We start from the raw sequence: 20,821 nt of genomic DNA, 5'->3' as shown, positions 1-20,821 counted from the left end.
ATGGAAGACCGTAAGCGAGAGGGCTACTTCTGATGACTCGCACCACCGAGCGGCCCACCACCCGGCCCACCACCCGGCCCGCCGCGACGCTGCTGCGGATCGCCACCGCGGGTTCCGTCGACGACGGCAAGTCGACCCTCATCGGACGGCTGCTGTTCGACTCCAAGGCCGTCATGGAAGACCAACTGGCCTCTGTCGAGCGGACTTCCAAGGAACGCGGTCACGACTACACCGACCTGGCGCTGGTGACCGACGGCCTGCGGGCCGAGCGTGAGCAGGGCATCACGATCGACGTCGCCTACCGTTACTTCGCAACGCCCAAGCGCAAATTCATCATCGCCGACACCCCGGGCCACATCCAGTACACCCGCAACATGGTGACCGGTACGTCCACCGCGCAATTGGCGATCGTCCTGGTCGACGCGCGCCACGGCCTGCTCGAGCAGTCGCGGCGCCACGCGTTCCTCGCATCGCTGCTCGGCATTCGGCACATCGTGCTCGCGGTGAACAAGATGGACCTGATCGATTGGGACAGAGAGCGTTTCGAGAAGATCCGCGACGACTTTCATAACTTCGCCGCCCGCTTGGACATCCACGACGTGACGACGATCCCACTGTCGGCACTCAACGGCGACAACGTCGTCACCAAATCCGACAACACCCCGTGGTACGAGGGCCCGCCGCTGCTGAACCACCTCGAAGAGGTCTACATCGCCGGCGACCGCAACCTCGTCGACGTGCGATTCCCGGTTCAGTACGTGATCCGCCCGCAATCCCTGGAACATCACGACCACCGCAGCTATGCGGGCACCGTCGCCGGCGGCGTGATGAAGGTCGGCGACGAGGTCGTCGTGCTTCCCGCGGGCCTGACGTCACGGATCGCGGCGATCGAGGGGCCCAGCGGCCCGATCAATGAGGCCTTTCCTCCGATGGCGGTGGCGATCAGCCTCACCGACGACATCGACATCTCGCGCGGCGATCTCATCGCACGTCCGAACAACCAGCCGCGGGTGGCGCAGGAGTTCGATGCCACCGTCTGCTGGATGGCCGACGGCTCCGCGCTGGAACCCGGCCGCGACTACGTCATCAAGCACACCACCCGCACCACGCGGACGCGGGTCACGGCGCTGGACTACCGCCTCGACGTCAACACGCTGCACCGGGACAAGGACGTCACCGCGCTCAAACTCAATGAGCTGGGCCGCATCTCGCTGCGCACACAACAGCCGCTGCTGCTCGACGAGTACAGCCGCAACGCGACCACCGGCTCGTTCATCCTCATCGACCCGAACACCAACGGCACGGTCGCCGCCGGCATGATCCTGCCGCAGGTGACCGCCCGCACCTCGAGCCCCAACACCGTCCGGCACGAGTCGCTGTGCAAGGCCGAGGACCGGCTGAGCAAGGGCAGGACCGTGTGGTTCACCGGCCTGTCGGGCTCCGGCAAGTCGTCGGTGGCGATGCTCGTCGAGCAGAAACTGATCGAAAAGGGCGTTCCCGCCTATGTTCTCGACGGCGACAACCTGCGTCACGGTCTCAACGCCGACCTCGGTTTCTCGATGGCCGACCGCGCCGAGAACCAGCGCAGGCTGGCCCACGTCGCGGCGATCCTCGCCGACTCCGGACAGGTAGTGCTGGTGCCCGCGATCAGCCCACTCGAGGAGCACCGGGCCCTGGCTCGAAAGGTCACCACCGAGGCCGGGCTCGACTTCTTCGAGGTGTTCTGCGACACCCCGCTGGAGGACTGTGAGCGACGCGATCCGAAGGGCTTGTACGCCAAGGCCCGTGCTGGTGACATCACCCACTTCACCGGCATCGACAGCCCTTACCAGCGGCCGAAGAATCCTGACCTGCGCCTGACACCCGAACGCGATCCCGAGGACCTGGCTCAGATGGTGATCGCACTGCTGGAAAGTCGGCAGTGAGCGATCATGATCTCGCCGCCCGGCTGGCCACGGCGGCCGGAAAGCTTCTGCTCGACGTCCGGGACGAGCTCGCTGACGCGACCGCCGCTGAGCGAAAGGCTGCCGGGGACAAACGCTCCCACGATTTCCTGACCGAAGCGCTGGCGACGGAGCGCCCAGACGACGCGGTGCTGTCGGAGGAGGGCGCCGACGACCCGGTGCGCCTGACCGCCGAACGTGTCTGGATCGTCGACCCCCTCGACGGCACCCGGGAATTCTCCGAACTCGGACGCGACGACTGGGCGGTGCACGTTGCCCTTTGGCAGGCAGGAGGACTGGTAGCCGGGGCCGTTGCGCTCCCGGCGCAGGGCATGACGCTGGCCACCCCGACGGTCACGCCGCCCCCGCCGAAACCCGAGACGCCCCGAATCGTTGTGTCGCGCACGCGGCCTCCGGCCATCGCGCTCGCGGTGCGCGACGCGCTGGGCGGCACGCTGGTCGACATGGGCTCTGCCGGAGCGAAGGTCGCCTCTGTCGTGCAGGGACGCTCGGATGTCTATGTGCATGCGGGAGGCCAGTACGAGTGGGACTCGGCAGCCCCCGTCGCCGTCGCCCGCGCCGCCGGGCTGCACACCTCACGAATCGACGGCTCGCCGCTGTCCTACAACCGCCGCGATCCGCTACTGCCCGACTTGGTGGTGTGCCGGCCCGAACTGGCCGACGCGGTGCTGCGGGTCACCGCGGCTGACTAGCCCGAAACCCAGCCCGAAAACCCAGCCCGAAACCCTAGTCCAGGAATGCAAACCGTTCCCGGATCTCATCGGGCACCAGCCCGAACTCCTCCGGGGAGTAACGGTGCAGGCCCTTCGCGTCGCGAAGATTGGCGCGGTTGTACTGATCGACGAATGCGTCGAGATCGTCGGGTGGTGCCATTCCGGCAGCTGAATAGATTTGCTCCAGCGCTGTTTTCGGTGACGACACCAAGTCTCGGTAGTCGATGTCGACGAACGTGGCCGCATGCGCCGGCGTCCGGTCGCGCACCTCGAGGGCACGCCGGAACCACAGCTCGCTCTGCGTGACCTGCTGGCGGCCCACCTCGAACGCGTCGACATCGTCGCTGTAGGTGCTGCGGTACACCGCGAACAGGCTTGCACCCGAGGTCAGCGTCGACACGATGTCGCGGTGGATCTGCACCACCACCAGCCCCCGAAACGTCTCGATCAAGTGGTCCAACTCGGCGGTGTGCGCGGGAGCCTTGAGCACGAATCGACGGTCGTCGTGGCGGGCCAGCAGTTGCAGTATCTCTCGGTAGCGTGCGTAGGGCGCGGTGAAGTCCTGCGCGGCAAGCCAATCGGCGTAGCCTGGCAGCCGCATCATCGACGTGAAACCCCAGTTGCGCAGATCGGTGCCCATGGCAAGCACGCACTCCTCGGGCAACGATGGGCCGGACGGATGCACGATCGCCATGTCCGGGTTGAGCGTATGCAGCAACTGGCTGGCCGTCGCGCCCACCTCGACGGGGTTGGGACGGTCGGGGCCGACGAACAGCCAGGGCGATACCAATTCGGCCGGAAGCGGTGCGTGCAGACGAGGGTCGGTGCCCAGCAGGCGGAACAGAAACGTCGTGCCGGTGCGCCACCCGCCGATGATCACGATCGGCGGGGGCAACGCGACGTCGCACAGATCGCGCCGCGCAGCACGGCACTGCGCAATCCGCGCACCCGCGAGCAGCCTTCCGGTCGCCGACTGCAGCGCCATCCGGATGCCGACGGCGTTGAGCCTGCCGTCCTGCTCGGCCGAGCCCAGGAAGGCGTCCAACCCGTCGGCCCATCCAGGCGCGAACTGCTCAGGGGTGTATTCGCCACGCCGGCACGCCCGTTCGACCACACGTTGCGCGTCGAACCGGTAACGGTGCGGATTCTCGGCCCGGTCTTTGGCGGCCTCGGTGTAGATCTGCTCGGCCACTTCGGTGCGCCGCGGCGGCCGCCACGTCATCGCAGCTCCTCCAGCCGGATCCGGCGCGCGGCGGGTAGTTCAGGTTCTCCGACGGGGTGGAGGAACCGCAGGACGAACAGCCCGAAGGGCCGGCCCTCGGTGTCGAGCCAGTCGTAGCCGTCGACGCCCGGATTCTCCGCCGCGAGCACGAACCGAAACCTGCCGTCGGTCAGCGTGGTCGAGGCCGCGGTACGGGTGACGGTGCGGTGACGGTGGTCCAGGGAGTTGAGGAAGCGGTTGTACAGCACGATGTTCCAGTGCCGGCACGCCGGTACCGAGCCTTCGAGCACCAACGCCTCACCGTCGGCCAACTGCCACGCGCCGCGAACGTAGTGGATGCCCGGCTCGGTGAACGCCGCGCCCCCGGCCACCGCCGACCAGTGCCGCACGGCGTTCGGTGCTTTCAAGTCGGCGGCTGTCGACAGTTCGAAAACCTTGGGCACGTTGGCGATCACGGTGCCCAGCCGCGAGAGCGCGCGGTCCAGATCAGTGGGGGAAGGGGGTGTGTCGTCGGCGTCGAGTACCTCGATGTGGCACCAGCCGGGGCTTGCCGGATCCGAGCTGTGATGCGCATAGCGCACCCACACCGACGACGACCCCGGCGGCAGGTCCGCCAGCGTGGCGGTGAACTTCCCGTCGGAGTCGATCTCCAGGTCGCCGGTCTGAAGGCGTGCGACCGCTGCCGCGTCGGCCACACCGGTCCCGCTGTACACCGTGATCGACTGGTACACCGAGTCTCCGACGTTGCCCGAGATTCGGTAGGTCCGGTCGTCGCGAATGTCGGTGATCCAATACCGGAAGTCGGGATTGTCCATGAAGAACTTCTCCCGCCACCCGTTGAACGGCACCAGTTCCGGACGATCGCGGTCGACTTCGAGGCGGCCCAGCAGATTGTTGAGGGCCCGCGTCAGTGCCCGCTGGCCGTCGGCCTGTTCGCTCGGGTCGAGCCCTTCGGTGAACTCGGCCAGCATCTCCCCGGCCGTGCGCATCCCGTCGACCAGTGCCCGCCAACCCTCACCCGCCATAGCTGCCGAACGTACCAACCGGGACGTGCACGCGGTCAGTGGCAGAATCCTTCAGATGCGTATGTCGGCCAAAGCGGAGTACGCCGTCCGCGCGATGGTGCAACTGGCCACCGCCGACGACGGTGTCCTCGTCACCACCGACGACCTGGCCAAGGCGCAGGGCATTCCTCCGCAGTTCCTCGTCGACATCCTGTCCGCTCTGCGCACCGATCGACTCGTGCGCAGCCACCGCGGCCGCGAAGGCGGCTACGAGTTGGCCCGCCCGGCGAAAGACATCAGCATCGCCGACGTGCTGCGCTGCATCGACGGTCCGCTGGCCAGCGTTCGTGACATCGGACTGGGAGATCTGCCCTATACGGGCCCGACGACGCCGCTGACCGATGTCTGGCGTGCACTGCGCGCAAGCATGCGATCGGTGCTCGAGCAGACGAGCATCGCCGACGTGGCCGCCGATGCGCTGCCCAAGCACGTCCGCAAGCTCGCCGACGACTACCGCGATCAGGAGACCAGGCGGGGACACTCGCTGAACTAGCGTCCTTGGCGCGGGTCAGTTCGCGCCGGAACCGTAGGGCCGGGTGATGATCTCGAGATAGTGGCCCGCCGGGTCCTGGAAGTAGACACCGCGACCGCCGTCGTTGTGGTTGATCTCGCCCGGGCGCATGCCCCGCGGATCTGCCCAGTGCTGCAGGCCCCGCGCCAGGACGCGGTCGTAGATCTCGGAGAACTCGTCCTCGGACACCAGGAATGCGTAGTGCTGCGGACGGATGTCCTCGTCCGCGCCGACCTGGGCGTAATCGAGGCTGGCGTCGTGCGCCAGGTCCACGACCAGAAAGTGGCCGAACTCCCTGGCAGGGGGCAACCCGAACAACTCGGTGAAGAACCGGGCCGATTCCTCGCGGTCTTTCGAGGCCACGATGGTGTGGTTGAACGTGATGGCCATACCGATTCAGTCAACCACCGCGGTGGCGCGCCGACAACGATGCACGATGGACGCGTGACGTTCGACTTCGGGGACCTTGAGCATCCCGTCATCGTGGCCCCGATGGCGGGCGGCCCTTCCACTCCGCAACTCGCCGCCGCGGGAACCAATGCGGGCGGCTTGGGCTTCGTCGCCGCCGGTTACCTAACGGCTGAGGTATTCGGCGAACGTCTCAGTGCGACACAGCGGCTGACGACCGGCCCGGTGGGTGCCAATCTGTTCGCATCGCAGCCCAGCGCCGCCGATCCCGAGATGATCGCCCGCTATGCGCAGGCGCTGACCCGCGACGCCGAACGCTACGGCGCCACGCTCGGTGAGCCCCGGTTCGACGACGACGCCTGGGCGGCCAAGATCGACGTCTTGGCCGACCTCAAGCCCGCGGTGGCGTCGTTCACCTTCGGTCTGCCCAGCGCCGAGGAGATACAGCGGTTGCGCGCGGCCGGCATCACCACGGTCGGCACCGTGACCACGCTCGCCGAAGCGCAGCAGGCGGTGGCCCGCGGCATCGATGCGGTCGCCGTGCAGGGCCCCGGTGCCGGAGGTCATCGCGGCACGTTCGACCCGACGGCGCGGCCGTCAGAGGTCCCGCTGGACGAACTGCTGGCTTCGGTGATCGCCAACGTCGACGTGCCCGTCGTCGCGGCGGGCGGTCTGATGACCGCCCGGGACGTCGCGCGGGTGCGGCGCGCGGGCGCGGTGGCCGCGCAACTCGGCACCGCGTTTCTGCTCGCCGACGAAGCGGGCAGCAGCCCCGTGCACCGTGCGGCGTTGCAGGATCGCCGATTCACCGAAACCGTGGTCACGAAGGCGTTCTCGGGTCGTTACGCACGCGGCCTGCGCAACCGCTTCGTCGACGACCACGAAGACGAGGCGCCGTTGGGATACCCCGAGGTGCACTACCTGACCAGCCCGATGCGGGCCGCGGCCGTGCGGGCGGGCGATCCCCACGGGGTGAACGTGTGGGCGGGCACCGGTTTCGGCGAGGCAAGGCCGGGTTCGGTGGCCGACATCATGCGCGGACTCGCCTGACCGGTCACTTCGGGGCGGTCAACTCCAGCGCGATGTTGTCGGGGTCGCGGAACTCCAGGATGTACATCGGACCGATGTCCTTGATCGGTTCGTGCGCGATGCCGAGAGCGTCGAGATGGCTTTCCGCGGAGTCGAGTTCGCTCTTGTTGGTCAACCGGAACGCGACGTGGTCGAGGCCCGGGCGGTTCTCGTCGAACGTGTCGGTGCCCACCGCCGCCGGTCGCAGGCCCACCAGCACACCACCGAGGTCGTAGATGACGCCGCCGTACAGGAAGCTGAGCGCCTGGCGGGTTGCCACGTCGGCGCCCTCCGGAAGCTCGATGTACACGCTCCAGCCGAACACGGCTTCGTAGAACTCGCGCGACCGCTCGATGTCGGTGACGGTCAGCCGGATGTGCGCGACGGACGTGGTGGTGATCGCCATGCCCCCATGCTGCCAGCCGTGCCAGAATCGCCGTCGTGCAAATCGGGATGACGCTGCCTGTCATGGAAGCAGACCTTGATGCCGAGACGCTTCAGACGTGGGCTCGGGTAATCGACGGCGGACCCTTCTCGTCGCTGTGCTGGGGCGAGCGCATCGCGTTCGACAACCCGCACTCGCTGACGCTGCTCGGCGCGGTCGCCGCGTGGACAGATCGGGTCCGCCTGGTGACCACCGTGGTGGTCCCTCAGCTGCACGACCCCGTGATGCTGGCCAAGGCGCTGGCCACCGGCGACCTGCTGTGCGGCGGGCGGTTGACGGTCGGTCTCGGCGTCGGCGGTAGGGAAGAGGATTACCGTGCGGTCGGCGCGGACCCGGCCGGCCAGACCATGCGGGGCATGGCCGATCGCGTCGCGGTGATGCGCAGGGTCTGGGCGGGGGAGAAGGTCACCGAATCCGTCCTGCCGGTCGGCCCGGCGCCGGTGCAGTCCGGCGGTCCGAGACTGTTGGTCGGCACGATCGGGCCGAAGACCGTGCGCAGCGCCGCGCAGTGGGCCGACGGGCTGGCTGGCACAACGCTCGATCTGGACGTCGACCGGCAGAACGAACTGTTCGACGTCGCGCGCGGCGCCTGGGCCGAGGCCGGCAAGCCTGCACCGCACCTGGCGACGTCGTTCTGGTTCGCGATCGGTGAGGGCGACCAACCGCGCGAGCAGGTGCATCGGCATCTGCGGCGCTATATGAACTGGATTCCCGCCGACGTGGTCGATGCGATGGCGCCCATGACCGGTTGGGCGGGCACCGAACGGGAATTGCTCGACGTCTTGCGCCGGTTCGAGGACATCGGCACCGACGAAATTCATCTGATCCCAACGAGTTCGGACGTCGACCAGGTGCGCAAAATTGCCGAGGTCGTCAACGAATTCGCGCCGTAGGGCGGTTGGCGGTCGTACCCACCGCAGTGGCAGGATGGAGCCGTCGGGGAAGTCGTGAGGGTCGCGTCGCGTTGGACAGCAATACCGAGCGTCCATAGCAGCGGCGGGGGCAGATCGCCGAAAGGAAATCACGATGACGATGACAGGATTGAAGAGGTTTGCGGCCGGAGCCGTGTTGGCCGGTGCGCTGGGAGTCGCCTCTGCCGGCCTCGGTGCGAGCCAGGCCGCCGCCGACGACTGGCGCTGGGATCCGCCAGGACCTGGCCATGTCCACATTCCGGGACCGCCGGTAGTGCATGTCCATGTCCCGAAGGTGCCACCGGGGCATATCGCCCACCTCCCCGGCGTGCCGCCGCCAGGACACTGGGACAAGCCCTGGAAGTGGTGGAGGTAGCCCGGGGCGTCCCCGCCTAGAACTTCAGGTGGTGGCTGGTGTCGCCGACCTGGTCGATGAACATGGTGCGACTGTCGAACCACCAGGTGCCGTTGACGCGGTGAAAGGTGTCGCGGTAACGGCCGGTCACGATGACCTGCAGGGGTAGTTCGGGTGTGGACTGCGTGACGCAGTAGTAGGCGCTGCCGTGGCCCGTCCCGGCGTCTTCGTCGACGTGCACCGTCACGTTGGTAGTGAGGTGTTTGGTCTTGGGAGTGCCGTCGTCGTAGAGGCGCACGGCCATCTCGAACATCTGCCGCACCCGGGTTGCGCCCTCGAAAACCGTTTCCGGCGGCCCGTTCTCGACGCCGTGGATCCGGCCGTGCGTGAACAGTGCGCCGACACCGTCGAAATCGCCGGCGTCGATCCGCTCGGCATAGGTGTAGACGAGATTCTCGATCTCGCGGGCGGAGTCGCTCATCGGCGAGTAGACAACCAGCACCGATGTGTCGTGTCAACGATCACGCGCGCAGGGGCCGTCGCTAACCTCATGCGGTGGCTACGAATTGGTCGCCGAGCCGGCTCGGCAATCTGAGCGGAAACCGGATCATCGTCACGGGGGCCACCAACGGCGTCGGCCTGGCGACGGCGCGGGCGCTGGTCGGCGCGGGCGCACATGTGATCCTCGCGGTGCGCAACCTCGAGTTGGGTGCCCAACGGGCCGCCGAAATGGGCGGCGACACGACGGTGGTCAAACTCGACCTGGCCGACCAGTCGTCGGTGCGCGCCTTCCCCGACCTGCTCGACGGCGACGTCGACATCCTCATCAACAACGCGGGCCTCGTCGCGCAGCACCGCGGCGTAACCGTGGACGGGTTCGAAACCACCCTCGGCACCAACTTCCTGGGACCGTTCGCGTTGACCAACGTGCTCTTCGGGCGGGTGCGGTCGAAGATCATCAACGTGGGCTCCGATGCCCACAAGTCGGCAAGCATCAACCTCGCCGACCCGCATCTGCGCTCCAGCAAATGGTCGGCGTTCCCTGCGTACGCCCGCTCGAAGCTGGCCGTGATGCTGTGGGGACTCGAACTCGATCGCCGGCTGCGCGAGGCAGGCTCGCCGATCGCCAGCTTCCTGACACACCCCGGCTGGGTGGCGTCGAATCTGTCCAACGTCTCGGAAAAGCCCGCGATGGCCGCGTTTCACGCCGCGGTGAAGGTGGCGGCGCGGGTGCTCGCCAACGATCTCGACGCGGGCGCGGCCCCGACGCTGTACTGCATCACCGAGCCGATTCCTCCCGGCAGCTATGTCGGCATCGACAGCAGGTACGGCTTGAAGGGTGCGCCGACGTTGAGCGGCCGGGGTGCCGTCGCATGCGATTACGACGACGCCAGAAGGCTCTGGGAGTTCGCCGAGAAGGAAACCCGTACGAGCCTGCCGATCTGAACCGTTCGGCCGATGATTACGGCCTCGCGGCCAAAGGGCTGGCGCAGCAGATGGTCGCGTTGAACGAAACACGTCCGCGGCTCAACGTCATCACCGGCATGGGAACCCGGGTGGGCCGACGACGATCGGGAACGGGCGCACTTCCGGTGGTCCGGGTGGCGCGAACGCACCGGGTGATCTGCGCTCGACGGTCCAGAACACGACGGGTGGGCTTCGCTCGACGGTTCAGGGTGCGCCGAATGCGGCACAGAGCCATCGAGGCGTCGCCGTTGGGTTCGTGGTGGGAGTCGCTCACTGTGCCGACGGGACTCGTCAGTTGAAAGCTGGTGCGACGAAGCGCTCCACCATCTGGCGTTCGACCTCGGTGTCGCCGATCGGCCAGACCGCCAGCGACATGACGACGCGGACGATCCATTGGGCTGCCTGAGGGTCGTCGTCCGTTATGCCGGCGAGGTCTGCGGCTAGACGGCCCAGCACCGGCGAAGAAGGGAGTTCTGTCAGATCGCGGCCGGCGCTCAACCCAATCATCATCTGGCGCATCGGATCTGATCGCACGTGTTCGAGTGCGACTGTTATCGCCGTCACCACTCGTTCCGCGCCACTCAAGTTGTTCACGGCGCGTCGCACCGAGTCGACGATCTGGGCCGCCAGGCGAAGTAGCACGGCGTCGCGGATCTGGGCTTTGCCTCCGGCGTAGCGGTAGATGGTCGCCCGCGAACAGTGCACTCGGGCGGCCAAGGCATCAATGTCGAAGCCGTCTAGGCCGTCCCGCAAGACGAGGTCGGTCGCCGCGGCATAGATACGGTCTGCTGCTGCCGTACGGCGCTCGCCTCCAAGGAGCCAATCGTCTCGGACCACAGTGACCTCCTCGAATCGAGGATACTAATCGTCTCAAGGCTGAGACAAAATCGGCGCTGATTCTCACGTCGTTGCAGGTAGCGAGTGCAGCTTGCGACGGATGCCTCGCGGGGGGCCGAGCACGGGTCTCATCTTGTGCGCAGACGATTGACGTGGGCAGACGACTGCGATCAACGTGAAGACATGACGCGGCTTGGCATCGAGTTGTTCGACGATGATTGCGTACAGGACCCCTACCCTCTCTACCGGCGGATGTTGTCCACGGCGCCCGTGCATCAGATCGGCGATTCTGGGTTCTACGCGGTGTGCAGTTGGGATGCGGTCAACGACGCGATCGCTCGACCCGAAGACTTCTCGTCGAATTTGACCGCGACGATGACGTATCAGCCCGGTGGCGAGGTCGGCACCTTCGAGATGGAGGGATTGGGCGGAAAGAGCCATGTGTTGGCCACCGCCGACGAGCCCGCGCATGCGGTGCACAGGAAAGCGTTGCTGCCGCAGTTGGCGGCCAAACGTATCCGTGCCTTCGAGCCGTTCATCGCTGAAACAGCCGAGCAGCTCTGGAATGCCAACGTGCGAAATGGGCGCATCGAATGGATGAGCGCCATGGCGAATCGACTGCCCATGATGGTCGTGGGTCGCATCATCGGTGTCCCGGACGCCGACGTCGACAACCTCGTGCGATGGGGCTATTCAGCGACGCAGGTGGTGGAAGGGCTTGTCAGCCAAAATCAACTCGCCGCTGCTGGCATCGCCGTGATGGAACTCGCGGCCTACATCACCGATCAGTTTCGGCATGCTGCCGCCGACCCGCAAGACAACTTGCTCGGCGACCTGGCCATCGCGTGTACATCGGGTGAGCTGGAAGAGCTGACCGCGCAGGCGATGATGATCATCTTGTTCAGCGCGGGAGGCGAATCCACGGCATCGTTAATCGGTTCCGCGGCTTGGGTTTTGGCGACTCGTCCTGATATCCAAGAGCAAATTCGTGCTCACCCGGAGTTGCTGGGCGCGTTCCTAGAAGAAGTATTGAGATACGAGCCGCCGTTTCGGGGCCACTATCGTCACGTCGTCACCGACACCACACTGTGTGGTGTCGAACTTCCTGCGCATTCGCGCCTTCTACTGTTATGGGGAGCGGCCAACCGCGATCCTTCGCACTTCGATGATCCCGACGAATTCCGACTCGACCGGCCGGCCGGCAAGAACCACATCACATTCGGCAAGGGTGCGCACTTCTGCGTCGGGGCGGCGCTCGCTCGATTGGAGGCCCGCATCGTGCTTGGTCAACTCCTTGACCGGACGTCGAAGATCGAAGTAGCTGAGATTGGGCGGTGGCTACCGAGCCTCCTCGTGCGCCGCCTCGAAGGACTGGAATTGGCCTGCGAGTAAGGGTAGCGGACCAATCGTTGTTCGGGCAGTGGTGCCCCCGGCAGGATTCGAAACTGACGGAAGTGGTTGGGCCACTAGGCCGTTGGCCACCTGAAACACCCTCTGACGTGGGCATATCCACCGTTCCGGCCATGCAACCGAGTGCACGCGGTAGCATCGAATCGCAACCTATATTGCAAAGATATTGCAAAGTCGGGAAGGGTCAGATGGCGAGACGACAGCGGCGAGGGTGGGGTGCGCTCCGGCGTCTTCCCTCGCGGCGCGCACCAGGACGGGGGCGCTGGCAAGCCTCCTACATCGGGCGCGACAACCGGAGGCACAAGGCACCGCACACCTTCGCCGACCGGCTCAGTGCTGAGCGGTGGCTCAGCGAGGAACGCCGGTTACTCGACGGCGGCGACTGGCGGCCACCGGCTGAGCGGGAGGTGGAGCGGTGGACGAAGGGGGAGACCGTCGCGGAGTTCGGCAAGCGGTGGATAGCGGAACGCAAGGTCAAACCGGGCACCCGTGGCCTGTATGAGTCACAGTTCGCGTTGCACATCAAGCCGGTGCTGGGCAGCGTCCAGGTTCGCCACATGACAGCCGAGCGGGTGCGCGGCTGGTATGCGTCGCTCGACGCCGACAAGCCCACCCGCAACGCCCGCGTCTACGGGCTGTTGCACTCGATTCTTGAGACGGCGGTCAGCGACGGCGTGCTGAGCACCAATCCGTGCCAAATCAAGGGTGCGTCGAACGCCACGCGGAAGCGTCAGCCGGTCATTCTGTCGGTGGCGGAGGTGGCGGCGCTGGCCGACAGCGACAAGATGCCCGAGCGGTACAAGGCGCTGTTGTTGCTGACGGCGTGGTGCGGATTGCGGTGGGGGGAGGTCACCGAGCTTCGTCGCCGCGACGTGAGCGCAGGGTGTTTGTCCATCACCGTCGAGCGGGCCGTTACCCACAAAGGCGGGTGCCGAGTGGACACCACCAAGGCAAGCAACGTGCGCACCGTCGCGGTGCCCCCGCACATCCGAGCGGCGCTCAAACACCACCTCGACATCCATACCGACGACCGACCAGAGGCGTTGCTGTTCACACCCATTCGCGGCGGATGCCACCTCAACGACAAGGTCTTCGCCGATTCCTACTATCGGCCCGCGCTGGACGCCATCGGGCGCACGGGCGTCACGATGCACATGCTGAGGCACTTCGGCGGCACGATGGCGGCGCGGGCCGGTGCCACACCCGCCGAGACGCAACGGCGTCTCGGGCACAAGACCGCCAAGGCGGCGATGCTGTATCAGGCGGCGGTCGATGAACGCGACACCGAGATTGCCGAGGCACTATCGAAGCTCGCGGAGGGCGCGGCCACGCAGGAGGAGACGTGAGCCGATACGACGAGCTGACCGATGAAGAACGGGACTACATCAAGCGGGCGGTCGCCGACGCACCACCCCTCAGCGATCACCAGAGGGTCGTGATTAGGGCGGCGTTCGCGGACGTGGCGCGGCCCAGGCGAGGCCGCTAGCGAATCATCGCGTGCGGATGGTCAGGTGTGGGGCGTTGACGATGAAGCCTTCGGGTAGGTCGGCGCGGAAGTCGGTGATGTCGAATCCGCGACCGTTGTCGGTGACGGTCCCCATGTCGACTTCGGTCGTGCTGGGCATGAGTTGAGCGATAAGGCGTAGTGCTTGCTCCATTGCTCGTTCGGCATCAGCGCAGGGGTCAGTCATGGAGGTGATTGTTTCACCTCGTACGTCAGCGCGGGCTGATGTCATCGTTCGGGAACACAATGAACAAATCAACGCGGCGGTTGTCGTACGGGTGCCAGCCGTTGACTTCGGGGTAGGAGCGCCCGCCGATGTACCAGCGCGGCACCGTCACCGGCAGGTTGTGCCTCAGCGACTCGACTTGATTCAGCGCGGTGGGTGCGTACGCCTGGGACGCCAGCGCGGCGCGTTCCTCAGCGGACACGTCACCGATCACCAGGCGCGGGTCGGGTCGAAGGGACACCGCCAGCTCGTAGGTCTTGATGCGCCGGTACAGACCAGGGATGCGCAGCCCGACCGGCCCGGTGTGTTCAGCTAACGGCACCTTTGTCCCTCGCCCAGCGTGCGAGTGCGGCCCTCTGTGCTTTCGCCGACCGTGGACTCATCGGTTGCGGTAGATCGGTGGCGACGTTCTTGAGGAGCCGCGAGACGGTGCTGTCGAGCAGCCTTATCTCCGTGGACAAGCGGCACAGATTCTTGTGGTCGGTCGGGTCGCAATTCTCGTACCGGCCCCGAAGATGCACCTTGCGGTCGATGCACTCCCCGATCATCGCCAGGTGCTCACGCTCAGCCGCCGACCACGACAACGACGTACCCGCACGCTCCGACGACCGAGCCAACTCAGCATCCAACGCATCAAGCAAACGTTGTGCCTCGCGTGTTCGCTTCACCATGACACCCATCGTAACCGGCTGCGGCACAGTCTAATTCAACATCATATGCGTGCGCCCAGCGGAATCTTCAGTCCGTGCCGTGGGAGTTTCGGAAGACGGCGGGGGAGTGGGACACCCCGGGTGCCTAGTTGGGGGTTTGCGTGGAAGCGCGTGCATGGCATTGCTCTATCTGGTCGCAGGCGCGCCGGGCTGCTAACGTCCGGTGCATGGGGTGGTTACGGGCGACTGTGTCCGAAGCGGGTTAACACAACCTATAGAGATGTCAGGGGTGAATTCAATGGTGAAATGCGCAAAAGGCCATCAGAATCCTGACGACCAGCTCTATTGCGGGCAATGCGGAGCCGCATTGACCAAGCCAACACAGCCAACCATAGAAAATCGCCCGAGTGGTAAGGCCCAACGTCGTCCTACGATAGGTGACACAGTTCAAGTGGTGAAGCCAGGCGACAAGCGCCACGGAAAAACCGGTTTGGTCGAGCAAGTTCGTGGAGTCGACATCTGGGTCGCATTCAGACCGATGGGGTTACATAGCTACCGCTTTACTACTGACCAACTTAAGGTCATCCGAGCTTCCAACGTCGAGACCTCAACCGCCGTCAAGACTCCAATCGCCGCCAAGAATCCGACCGTCACCAAGCAAGTCCAACCGCGTGCTCCACAGGGGGGTTACACGCCCGAAGCCCCTTCCGGCCTTGTTCGGATCGGGGGATTGGGGGAGGTGCCGCTAGCCTCAATTGGGCGGCGTCTGGCCGCTCGTTCGATCGACTTTGTTTTTGTAGTTGTGATTCTCGTCGTCCTTCGGGCGATCGCTGGCGCCTTTTATCAGATATCTTCAGGTATTGGGAACGTCATTTTCGTCTTAACGGGCATCCTGGCGCTGGCCTTCATATTGTTGTACGAATGGCTATTTATCGCCTTCCGAGGCGCGACGGTCGGGAAAATGGCGGTGGGCATAAAAGTGGTCGACCAGTATACGGGCGCAGTGATCGGCATTGGTCCGGCATTTGTACGGCAAGTTATCCCGTTCGTAGGAGCTCTCATTCTCCTCGTAGGAGCTTTGCTGGTGTACTTATCGCCACTGTTTGATAGCTCTGGTCGGATGCAGGGTTGGCATGATAAGGCCGCACGAGACCTAGTAATTGGCGTGAGATAATCCACTCCGGAATGGAGTCGCCCTCTGTTCTTGGCTGTCGTCGTCTATGCGGGGCACCCGGACGCTCAAGGGCCAGGGTCACGCGACAGTCCATCGACCGAGCTGCCTGCCGCCGTATCCATCTGTCAGGACGATTTCCGTAATCGACTTTCCTGGTGGTACGTCAACGGCGATAGGACCGGACACTTTCTGGCCTTGCGGCAGGTCGGTGGCGGGTAGCCCGTTGCTGACCGCGTTCAGGTCGGGCGTCAAGTTCGTGCCGTCGCTAGTGCGCAAGGCGAAACTCCACGGATGCACGGTGACCACTCCGGAGATGGTCTGGACCGTCACATCAACCGAGTAGAGGGTTCCGGTGACTTCGGTGTAGCTATTCGTCTGGGCGATTGGTTGCAAGTTCGCGACAGTGTAGGCGGCTGTGCCGGGAGCGAAGGAGGGGTTGCCACTCGCGTCTATCGTCGTTACTTCCGTTGTGGCCCGGATTGTTGCACCGATGACAGCATTCTGTTGCGGCGGTGGGGATGCGGACACCGAGGGGACTCCGCTGGTTGCGATCACTTCACCGGGGGTGAACGATGACGATCCGCTGTTGTCCGTGTAACACCCGCAAAGGACGCCGATCAGTGTGGCCCCCGTGACTATCCATCCCCTCATGCAGCTAACGATACGAGGATGACTGTCAACCTTGTCGACTTTGCATCAAAGGATCAGTCGCCCCGGCGAATCGGCTGAATTCTGAACCGACGCGCCGGGGCGGCTGTTGATCCCCTTTCAGGACCGCCGTGGGAGGAATGAAGGAGGCGCGGCGGGCTTTGGGCAGGGGATGAGTGGGTCGGTGCCTCATGGCTGAAGGAGTAACACCGGCCCACGACCGAATCTAACTCCCGCCGATCCCGATCCTCGCAATGGCTTGGTGGTGCGGGAAGCCGAAGCCCACCCGGCAGGTAACCCTGACGGCAAGGGAGTCGCTATTAAAGAAGTAGTCGCTTGACACGTCGAGGGTCACGTCTCGGCGCAGCACGACGAACACCTTGGCCTTGTCGAGTGCCCAGATCAGCCCGTCAGCGACCGACGTGCCGTCCGCGACAGCGACCAACGGCACACCCAACACGGTTTCGCCCGGTGCGCGGGTGGCGTCGCCAACGGTCGAAGCCAACAGCGGTTGGTTCGAGTTGGCTTCGGTCTTGAGGGATTCGATGCTGGCGACGGTGTCCGCGTTGGCGACGAACGAGGTGGCGGTGGAACCTACCTTGCGGAGAGCAGTCTTCGCGGCGATAGCCCAGTCCAGATTCGTGAGTGTTGAACCCGCGCTGACGGTTTGGGTGTCGTTCAGGGACAGCAACCCAGACGGGCCGTTGGTGACGGTGTTGCCGAAGAATGCGGCGTCGATCTTGCGTGCCACGCTTCGGGCGAGGGACGCCCGGACGACCTCGGTTGCCTCCGGTGAGCTGTCCTCAGCGAGTTCACTCGACACCTTCACCAGCGCAGCTACTTTCAGCGGAGTGACGACCTCTTCGGTGACGGTGGGGTCGGTGAGGTCGATGTCGTTGCCTTCGGGCACCCAGGCGGCGGCAGCGTCCTCGTCCACGACCGGGATTCGAAATGTCGGGCTGGCCGTGTTGACGACGGTGGCGACTTCGGGCCGCATAGCCACGGATTCGTCTTGGATTGGGCGGACGATGAGTTCGCCGACCTCCTCGGGGGTGAGAATGCCTGATGCAGCGTCACTAAGGAATGCCATGTCGTGCCTCTTCGGTAAGACAACGGCGTGACCGTCCCGCATGGGGGACAGTCAGCGTCGTTGTGCAATTACCGCGAGTGCCGACCGGCTACCCACGTCAGCCCAACCGGGCTAAGTGCCGAGTTACCTTGCCAGGCAACCGTTGTCGGTGAGCTTACCGGTTTCGCACGGCCCCCGAAAGCAGGTCTTTGAAGGTTGGTGTGTTCGTTTGGGTGGGGTCGGGCACGCCGCGACTCGTCACCATGCTGGCGGGTGCGGCGGGGCTGATGCCGTGCCGGGTGCTGAGGTGTGGGTGTTCGGCCACGACGGCGGCGAGTGCGGTGTTCACCTTCTCGGGGTCCACGTTCCCCTCCGAATCGAGCAGCTCGGCCAGCGGAGGACCGAACCGGAACAAGTCGCTCGGATCGTGGAGCGTGCCGGTCACCAGCGACTCAACTTCGCGTTGCTGCACCGTGTCCAAACGTGCCTGTAGTTGGTCGCGTTGCGCGTTGGCTTCGGCCAGCAACCATTCAGCGGTGCGAGCACGGTTCTTCCACCAGGGAAGCGAACGCGGCTCCAACTCATCAGCAGCCGGCTGTTCGGTGGCGGCGTCCTCAGCCTCGGAAACGTCTTGTCGGGTGTCCTCTTCCGCGCCAACCGATTCGGTGGCTGTGCGTGGCTCTGGGGCGGTGGTTTCGGGTGTCTGAGCGTCGGTCGTGGGGTCGGTCCTGCGGCGGGTCATGGTGTCCTCCAATGGGTGAACTGAGTTGCGGATAGGTGCAGTTCGTCAAGCTGGCCGAGGATCGTCAACCTGGCGGCTTCGGTGCTGATGATGCGAGCGGGGAAGGTGCGTGCGCCGTAGTTGGCCGTGAACCACAGCACGCGGGTCGGGTCGGTGTCGGGGTCGGCGACAAGGTGGTCGGCCAGCCACCGCACCCGCTTGTCCACGGTCGCCAGCAGCACGACCAGGGCGGTGAACATGTCTCCGAACAGGATGGTGTGCAAGTCCGTGAGTTCGGCTGGTGAAGAGATGGTTACGCCATTGTTGGTCAAGCGTTGCCCTCCAATCGTCTCCGCTCATCTTCGGCATAGCGGGCGATAGCCCGGTCCAGCCGTTCCATCGCCTCATCATTGCCGCGCAACTTGAGCATGTCGGCTATCTGGGCGCACAGTGCCGCGAGCAAGTGATAGCCCCGATGTTCTTCGGTGGCTTGCGCACTGAGGTAGCCGATCATTCGGTGGTCGTCTTGCACCCATGCCCGGACGGCCATACCTGCGCGCATTCGGTCACCGGGAGTCGGGTTTGGATCAAGCTCAGGGGTGGTCATGCAGGTGTTCCTCCTTTTGGTGTAGTGCACCGGAATTTTGTTGTCACTTCGGGAATTAAACGAACTAAACGAAAGATCCTGGTCAGCGCCCATTTTCGGGTACGAACGTGGTACGAACTAAGACGAAAAAAGGGCACCCTTAATTCGTTGAGTTCGTACGACGAACGAACGCTAAACATGGCTGTTACCAGCATTTTTCGTATTTTCGTTTCTTTCGTTGAGGGAAGCGTGGACGTAGGTGGTACGTGCCCTTCCCGACGTGTCGATCCGGCGTTCGGCTACCCGGCCAGCATCGAGCAAGGGTTGTAGTTCAGCGTCGATCTGAGCGGAGGTCTTGTTCCGGTGAAAGTGCTTGACGCTGATGTCCGTCCGTGAGCATCCGCGTTTGCCAGCTTCGAGGATGAACTGTTCCAGCGCGGCAGGCCCGGTGTCCTCGCTGGCTGGTTGGTCGAATATCCACAGCACACGCGCCTCGGCGTACCGCCACAGTGCCATCGCGGCATCGAGGTGGTCGGCGTCGATGACATCCGTCTCGTTGAAGAGTGCGTGCAGCATGGAGATGCGGAGGACTTGCGCTGGGCCTCGGGCGACGGACTTCGATGCCCAGGTGTCGGGTCGGCTGGCCCGAAGTTCGGGGTAGACGTGATCCCAACGCCGCCAGAAGCGTTCGGTGAAACTGAGGGTGCCCACCTTGTCGGCGAAGGTGTGAGCGGCAGCGAGGATCGCTGCGGCTGTCGCCATCTCGTCGTCGGGTACGTTGCCTAGCCGTGGATGAAGTTGGGACCGGCGAGACAGCACCACCACCAGCCGGTTGATGCTGCCACCGGAGAGGTCCGAGTCTCGAAGTGAATCCCGTAATTCGCCGGGGGTGATGTGGCCGATCAAGGTGATGTGCGGGTCGGTCGCAACCATCTTGTTCCGCTTGCGGGCAAGGCTGGCGAGCGTGTTCCCGTCCCACGCATCACGCAACACCGTTGCGAGGCGGGAGCCTTCGACGTGGGATCGGCTGAGCACCGAGCGGTATTCCTCTTCGATGATCAGCAGCCGCTTGTCGCTTACGCCGGGGTCGAAGTCCTTGGCCTCGGGGTCGTCACCGCTGGCGTCGCGGACAAGTTCGATGACACCTTCACCGGAGGTCAGTCCGGACATGATGTTGTCGGCGAAGTCCGGTAACGCCCTCAGGAGAACTGCGCGGACGATGTCCCAGGCCGTGCCCTTCGCGCCGTCCGACGTGCGGCCCACGACCAGCCCGTGCAACAGCGGAGGATGCCACTTGCCGCCGACCAGAATGTGCGGGCTGTGACCAGCTGCCGCACCGAAGCTGGCGAGAAGATGTACCGGCAACGCGGGCTTGTCCGCTTCGGTGTGCGGGGCAAGGAGATCGACTATCGCACCTGCGTTTCCGTATAGGGCGGTGTCATCGAGCACCGGCCACACATCGCGGGCGTCGTCATTGCTCGCGTGCCGCGAATCGTTAGGGCCAGCGCCAGGAGGCGGGATCGCCTGCTCGTGGCCGTTTCGCTCGTCCCGAAACTCGGCGTTGAGTCGTTCGGCAATCGCTAATGCGCGGCCTATCCGGTCGGTCATGCTGCCGCCTGGGCTTGGTAACAGCTAGCGATACCGGTGATGATCGAGCGGCACTCAGGACAGCACTCCCGGTATGCCTCCCGTAGACCGTCGAGTGCGCCACGGGTGAAAGCGGATCGGAAGAGCTGTTCGGTGGTGCCAGCCCGCAGGAACATGTACATCGGGGGCTTAACGTTGTCGGGGTCGGCGAGCATGGAGTGCGGCAACGGCTCCATCCGGCGCGCTGCTTCGAAGCGTCGTTCGGCCCACGATGCTGGCGG

At 64.9% G+C, this 20,821-nt stretch carries 26 protein-coding genes; 11 read left to right on the top strand and 15 right to left on the bottom strand.

Features of this window, described 5'->3' with window-relative positions; all coding sequences use genetic code 11:
- Positions 1–32 precede the first annotated feature (32 nt).
- Together cysN and CEX88_RS24575 are read left to right on the top strand one after the other, a co-directional pair.
- Entirely contained in the window at positions 33–1,925 is a 1,893-nt protein-coding gene (gene cysN, locus CEX88_RS24580) for a sulfate adenylyltransferase subunit CysN (protein WP_094295480.1), read from the top strand.
- A complete protein-coding gene (locus CEX88_RS24575; RefSeq protein WP_094295479.1) occupies positions 1,922–2,656 on the top strand; it encodes a 3'(2'),5'-bisphosphate nucleotidase CysQ in 735 nt (244 codons plus the stop codon). The genes cysN and CEX88_RS24575 overlap by 4 nt, the downstream gene beginning before the upstream one ends.
- 34 nt (positions 2,657–2,690) lie before the next feature.
- Here the strand turns inward: CEX88_RS24575 and CEX88_RS24570 are convergent, their stop codons facing one another.
- Both CEX88_RS24570 and CEX88_RS24565 read right to left on the bottom strand, forming a co-directional pair.
- Complete coding sequence (locus tag CEX88_RS24570; protein ID WP_094295478.1) at positions 2,691–3,899, bottom strand: sulfotransferase; 1,209 nt, start codon at positions 3,897–3,899, stop codon at positions 2,691–2,693.
- Positions 3,896–4,924, bottom strand: coding sequence for a DUF1214 domain-containing protein (locus CEX88_RS24565; RefSeq protein WP_094295477.1), 1,029 nt, complete (start codon positions 4,922–4,924; stop codon positions 3,896–3,898). Before CEX88_RS24565 ends, CEX88_RS24570 begins: the two co-directional genes overlap by 4 nt.
- Before the next feature lie 55 nt (positions 4,925–4,979).
- Between CEX88_RS24565 and CEX88_RS24560 the strand changes: the two genes are divergently transcribed.
- On the top strand, positions 4,980–5,456 hold the full coding sequence (locus CEX88_RS24560; RefSeq protein ID WP_094295484.1) for an Rrf2 family transcriptional regulator: 477 nt from the start codon (positions 4,980–4,982) through the stop codon (positions 5,454–5,456).
- 15 nt (positions 5,457–5,471) lie between these two features.
- On the opposite strand, the gene CEX88_RS24555 is transcribed toward CEX88_RS24560, so the two are convergent.
- Positions 5,472–5,864 carry a VOC family protein gene (locus CEX88_RS24555; RefSeq protein WP_094295476.1) on the bottom strand — a complete coding sequence of 131 codons (393 nt, stop codon included), beginning with the start codon at positions 5,862–5,864 and terminating at the stop codon, positions 5,472–5,474.
- Positions 5,865–5,903: 39 nt separating this feature from the next.
- Here CEX88_RS24555 and CEX88_RS24550 point away from each other — a divergent pair, with 39 nt between their 5' ends.
- The gene (locus CEX88_RS24550; protein ID WP_094295475.1) at positions 5,904–6,932 is read left to right on the top strand and encodes a nitronate monooxygenase; all 1,029 of its coding nucleotides are present in this window, start codon (positions 5,904–5,906) and stop codon (positions 6,930–6,932) included.
- A gap of 4 nt (positions 6,933–6,936) precedes the next feature.
- Here CEX88_RS24550 and CEX88_RS24545 read toward each other — a convergent pair whose 3' ends face one another.
- The gene (locus tag CEX88_RS24545; protein ID WP_094295474.1) at positions 6,937–7,356 is read right to left on the bottom strand and encodes a VOC family protein; all 420 of its coding nucleotides are present in this window, start codon (positions 7,354–7,356) and stop codon (positions 6,937–6,939) included.
- A 47-nt stretch (positions 7,357–7,403) separates the two neighbouring features.
- Here CEX88_RS24545 and CEX88_RS24540 point away from each other — a divergent pair, with 47 nt between their 5' ends.
- Positions 7,404–8,288 (top strand): LLM class flavin-dependent oxidoreductase, encoded by an 885-nt coding sequence (locus CEX88_RS24540; protein ID WP_094295473.1) that lies wholly within the window; start codon positions 7,404–7,406, stop codon positions 8,286–8,288.
- A 133-nt stretch (positions 8,289–8,421) separates the two neighbouring features.
- Positions 8,422–8,682 (top strand): hypothetical protein, encoded by a 261-nt coding sequence (locus CEX88_RS24535; protein WP_238382190.1) that lies wholly within the window; start codon positions 8,422–8,424, stop codon positions 8,680–8,682.
- Positions 8,683–8,698: 16 nt separating this feature from the next.
- On the opposite strand, the gene CEX88_RS24530 is transcribed toward CEX88_RS24535, so the two are convergent.
- Complete coding sequence (locus CEX88_RS24530) at positions 8,699–9,142, bottom strand: nuclear transport factor 2 family protein (protein ID WP_094295482.1); 444 nt, start codon at positions 9,140–9,142, stop codon at positions 8,699–8,701.
- Positions 9,143–9,216: 74 nt separating this feature from the next.
- On the opposite strand from CEX88_RS24530, the gene CEX88_RS24525 reads away from it, so the two are divergent.
- A complete protein-coding gene (locus CEX88_RS24525; protein ID WP_094295472.1) occupies positions 9,217–10,107 on the top strand; it encodes an SDR family NAD(P)-dependent oxidoreductase in 891 nt (296 codons plus the stop codon).
- 312 nt (positions 10,108–10,419) lie between these two features.
- Here CEX88_RS24525 and CEX88_RS24520 read toward each other — a convergent pair whose 3' ends face one another.
- Positions 10,420–10,965: a TetR/AcrR family transcriptional regulator gene (locus CEX88_RS24520; protein ID WP_094295471.1), complete on the bottom strand. Its 546-nt coding sequence runs from the start codon at positions 10,963–10,965 to the stop codon at positions 10,420–10,422.
- A 183-nt stretch (positions 10,966–11,148) separates the two neighbouring features.
- Here CEX88_RS24520 and CEX88_RS24515 point away from each other — a divergent pair, with 183 nt between their 5' ends.
- The 3 genes from CEX88_RS24515 (at position 11,149) to CEX88_RS26190 (ending at position 13,861) form a co-directional block, all read left to right on the top strand.
- Complete coding sequence (locus CEX88_RS24515) at positions 11,149–12,357, top strand: cytochrome P450 (protein WP_094295470.1); 1,209 nt, start codon at positions 11,149–11,151, stop codon at positions 12,355–12,357.
- A 206-nt stretch (positions 12,358–12,563) separates the two neighbouring features.
- A complete protein-coding gene (locus CEX88_RS24510; protein WP_094295469.1) occupies positions 12,564–13,721 on the top strand; it encodes a tyrosine-type recombinase/integrase in 1,158 nt (385 codons plus the stop codon).
- On the top strand, positions 13,718–13,861 hold the full coding sequence (locus CEX88_RS26190) for a hypothetical protein (RefSeq protein WP_202931636.1): 144 nt from the start codon (positions 13,718–13,720) through the stop codon (positions 13,859–13,861). Before CEX88_RS24510 ends, CEX88_RS26190 begins: the two co-directional genes overlap by 4 nt.
- A 4-nt stretch (positions 13,862–13,865) precedes the next feature.
- On the opposite strand, the gene CEX88_RS26185 is transcribed toward CEX88_RS26190, so the two are convergent.
- The 3 genes from CEX88_RS26185 to CEX88_RS24500 are packed head-to-tail and all read right to left on the bottom strand — an operon-like array spanning position 13,866 to position 14,776.
- Positions 13,866–14,066, bottom strand: a complete 201-nt coding sequence (locus CEX88_RS26185) for a hypothetical protein (RefSeq protein WP_126315831.1) — start codon at positions 14,064–14,066, stop codon at positions 13,866–13,868.
- A gap of 25 nt (positions 14,067–14,091) precedes the next feature.
- Positions 14,092–14,427, bottom strand: a complete 336-nt coding sequence (locus CEX88_RS24505) for a hypothetical protein (protein ID WP_126315832.1) — start codon at positions 14,425–14,427, stop codon at positions 14,092–14,094.
- Positions 14,414–14,776 (bottom strand): hypothetical protein, encoded by a 363-nt coding sequence (locus tag CEX88_RS24500; protein WP_126315833.1) that lies wholly within the window; start codon positions 14,774–14,776, stop codon positions 14,414–14,416. Before CEX88_RS24500 ends, CEX88_RS24505 begins: the two co-directional genes overlap by 14 nt.
- A gap of 433 nt (positions 14,777–15,209) precedes the next feature.
- Between CEX88_RS24500 and CEX88_RS24495 the strand changes: the two genes are divergently transcribed.
- Entirely contained in the window at positions 15,210–15,929 is a 720-nt protein-coding gene (locus CEX88_RS24495; RefSeq protein ID WP_202931635.1) for an RDD family protein, read from the top strand.
- 78 nt (positions 15,930–16,007) lie between these two features.
- Here CEX88_RS24495 and CEX88_RS24490 read toward each other — a convergent pair whose 3' ends face one another.
- From CEX88_RS24490 to CEX88_RS24465, 6 genes are all read right to left on the bottom strand, one after another.
- Positions 16,008–16,580 carry a DUF1942 domain-containing protein gene (locus tag CEX88_RS24490; protein ID WP_094295465.1) on the bottom strand — a complete coding sequence of 191 codons (573 nt, stop codon included), beginning with the start codon at positions 16,578–16,580 and terminating at the stop codon, positions 16,008–16,010.
- A gap of 223 nt (positions 16,581–16,803) precedes the next feature.
- Positions 16,804–17,709 (bottom strand): phage major capsid protein, encoded by a 906-nt coding sequence (locus CEX88_RS24485; RefSeq protein ID WP_094295464.1) that lies wholly within the window; start codon positions 17,707–17,709, stop codon positions 16,804–16,806.
- 112 nt (positions 17,710–17,821) lie between these two features.
- Positions 17,822–18,388, bottom strand: a complete 567-nt coding sequence (locus CEX88_RS24480; protein ID WP_094295463.1) for a hypothetical protein — start codon at positions 18,386–18,388, stop codon at positions 17,822–17,824.
- A complete protein-coding gene (locus tag CEX88_RS24475) occupies positions 18,385–18,699 on the bottom strand; it encodes a hypothetical protein (protein ID WP_094295462.1) in 315 nt (104 codons plus the stop codon). Before CEX88_RS24475 ends, CEX88_RS24480 begins: the two co-directional genes overlap by 4 nt.
- On the bottom strand, positions 18,696–18,974 hold the full coding sequence (locus CEX88_RS24470) for a hypothetical protein (protein WP_126315834.1): 279 nt from the start codon (positions 18,972–18,974) through the stop codon (positions 18,696–18,698). Before CEX88_RS24470 ends, CEX88_RS24475 begins: the two co-directional genes overlap by 4 nt.
- 171 nt (positions 18,975–19,145) lie before the next feature.
- Positions 19,146–20,561 carry a DUF3987 domain-containing protein gene (locus CEX88_RS24465; RefSeq protein WP_094295460.1) on the bottom strand — a complete coding sequence of 472 codons (1,416 nt, stop codon included), beginning with the start codon at positions 20,559–20,561 and terminating at the stop codon, positions 19,146–19,148.
- Positions 20,562–20,821: the final 260 nt, after the last annotated feature.

This window comes from Mycobacterium neumannii, from assembly GCF_002245615.1.
GTDB lineage: Bacteria > Actinomycetota > Actinomycetes > Mycobacteriales > Mycobacteriaceae > Mycobacterium > Mycobacterium neumannii_A.
This window is presented reverse-complemented; position numbering and strand designations above follow the sequence as displayed.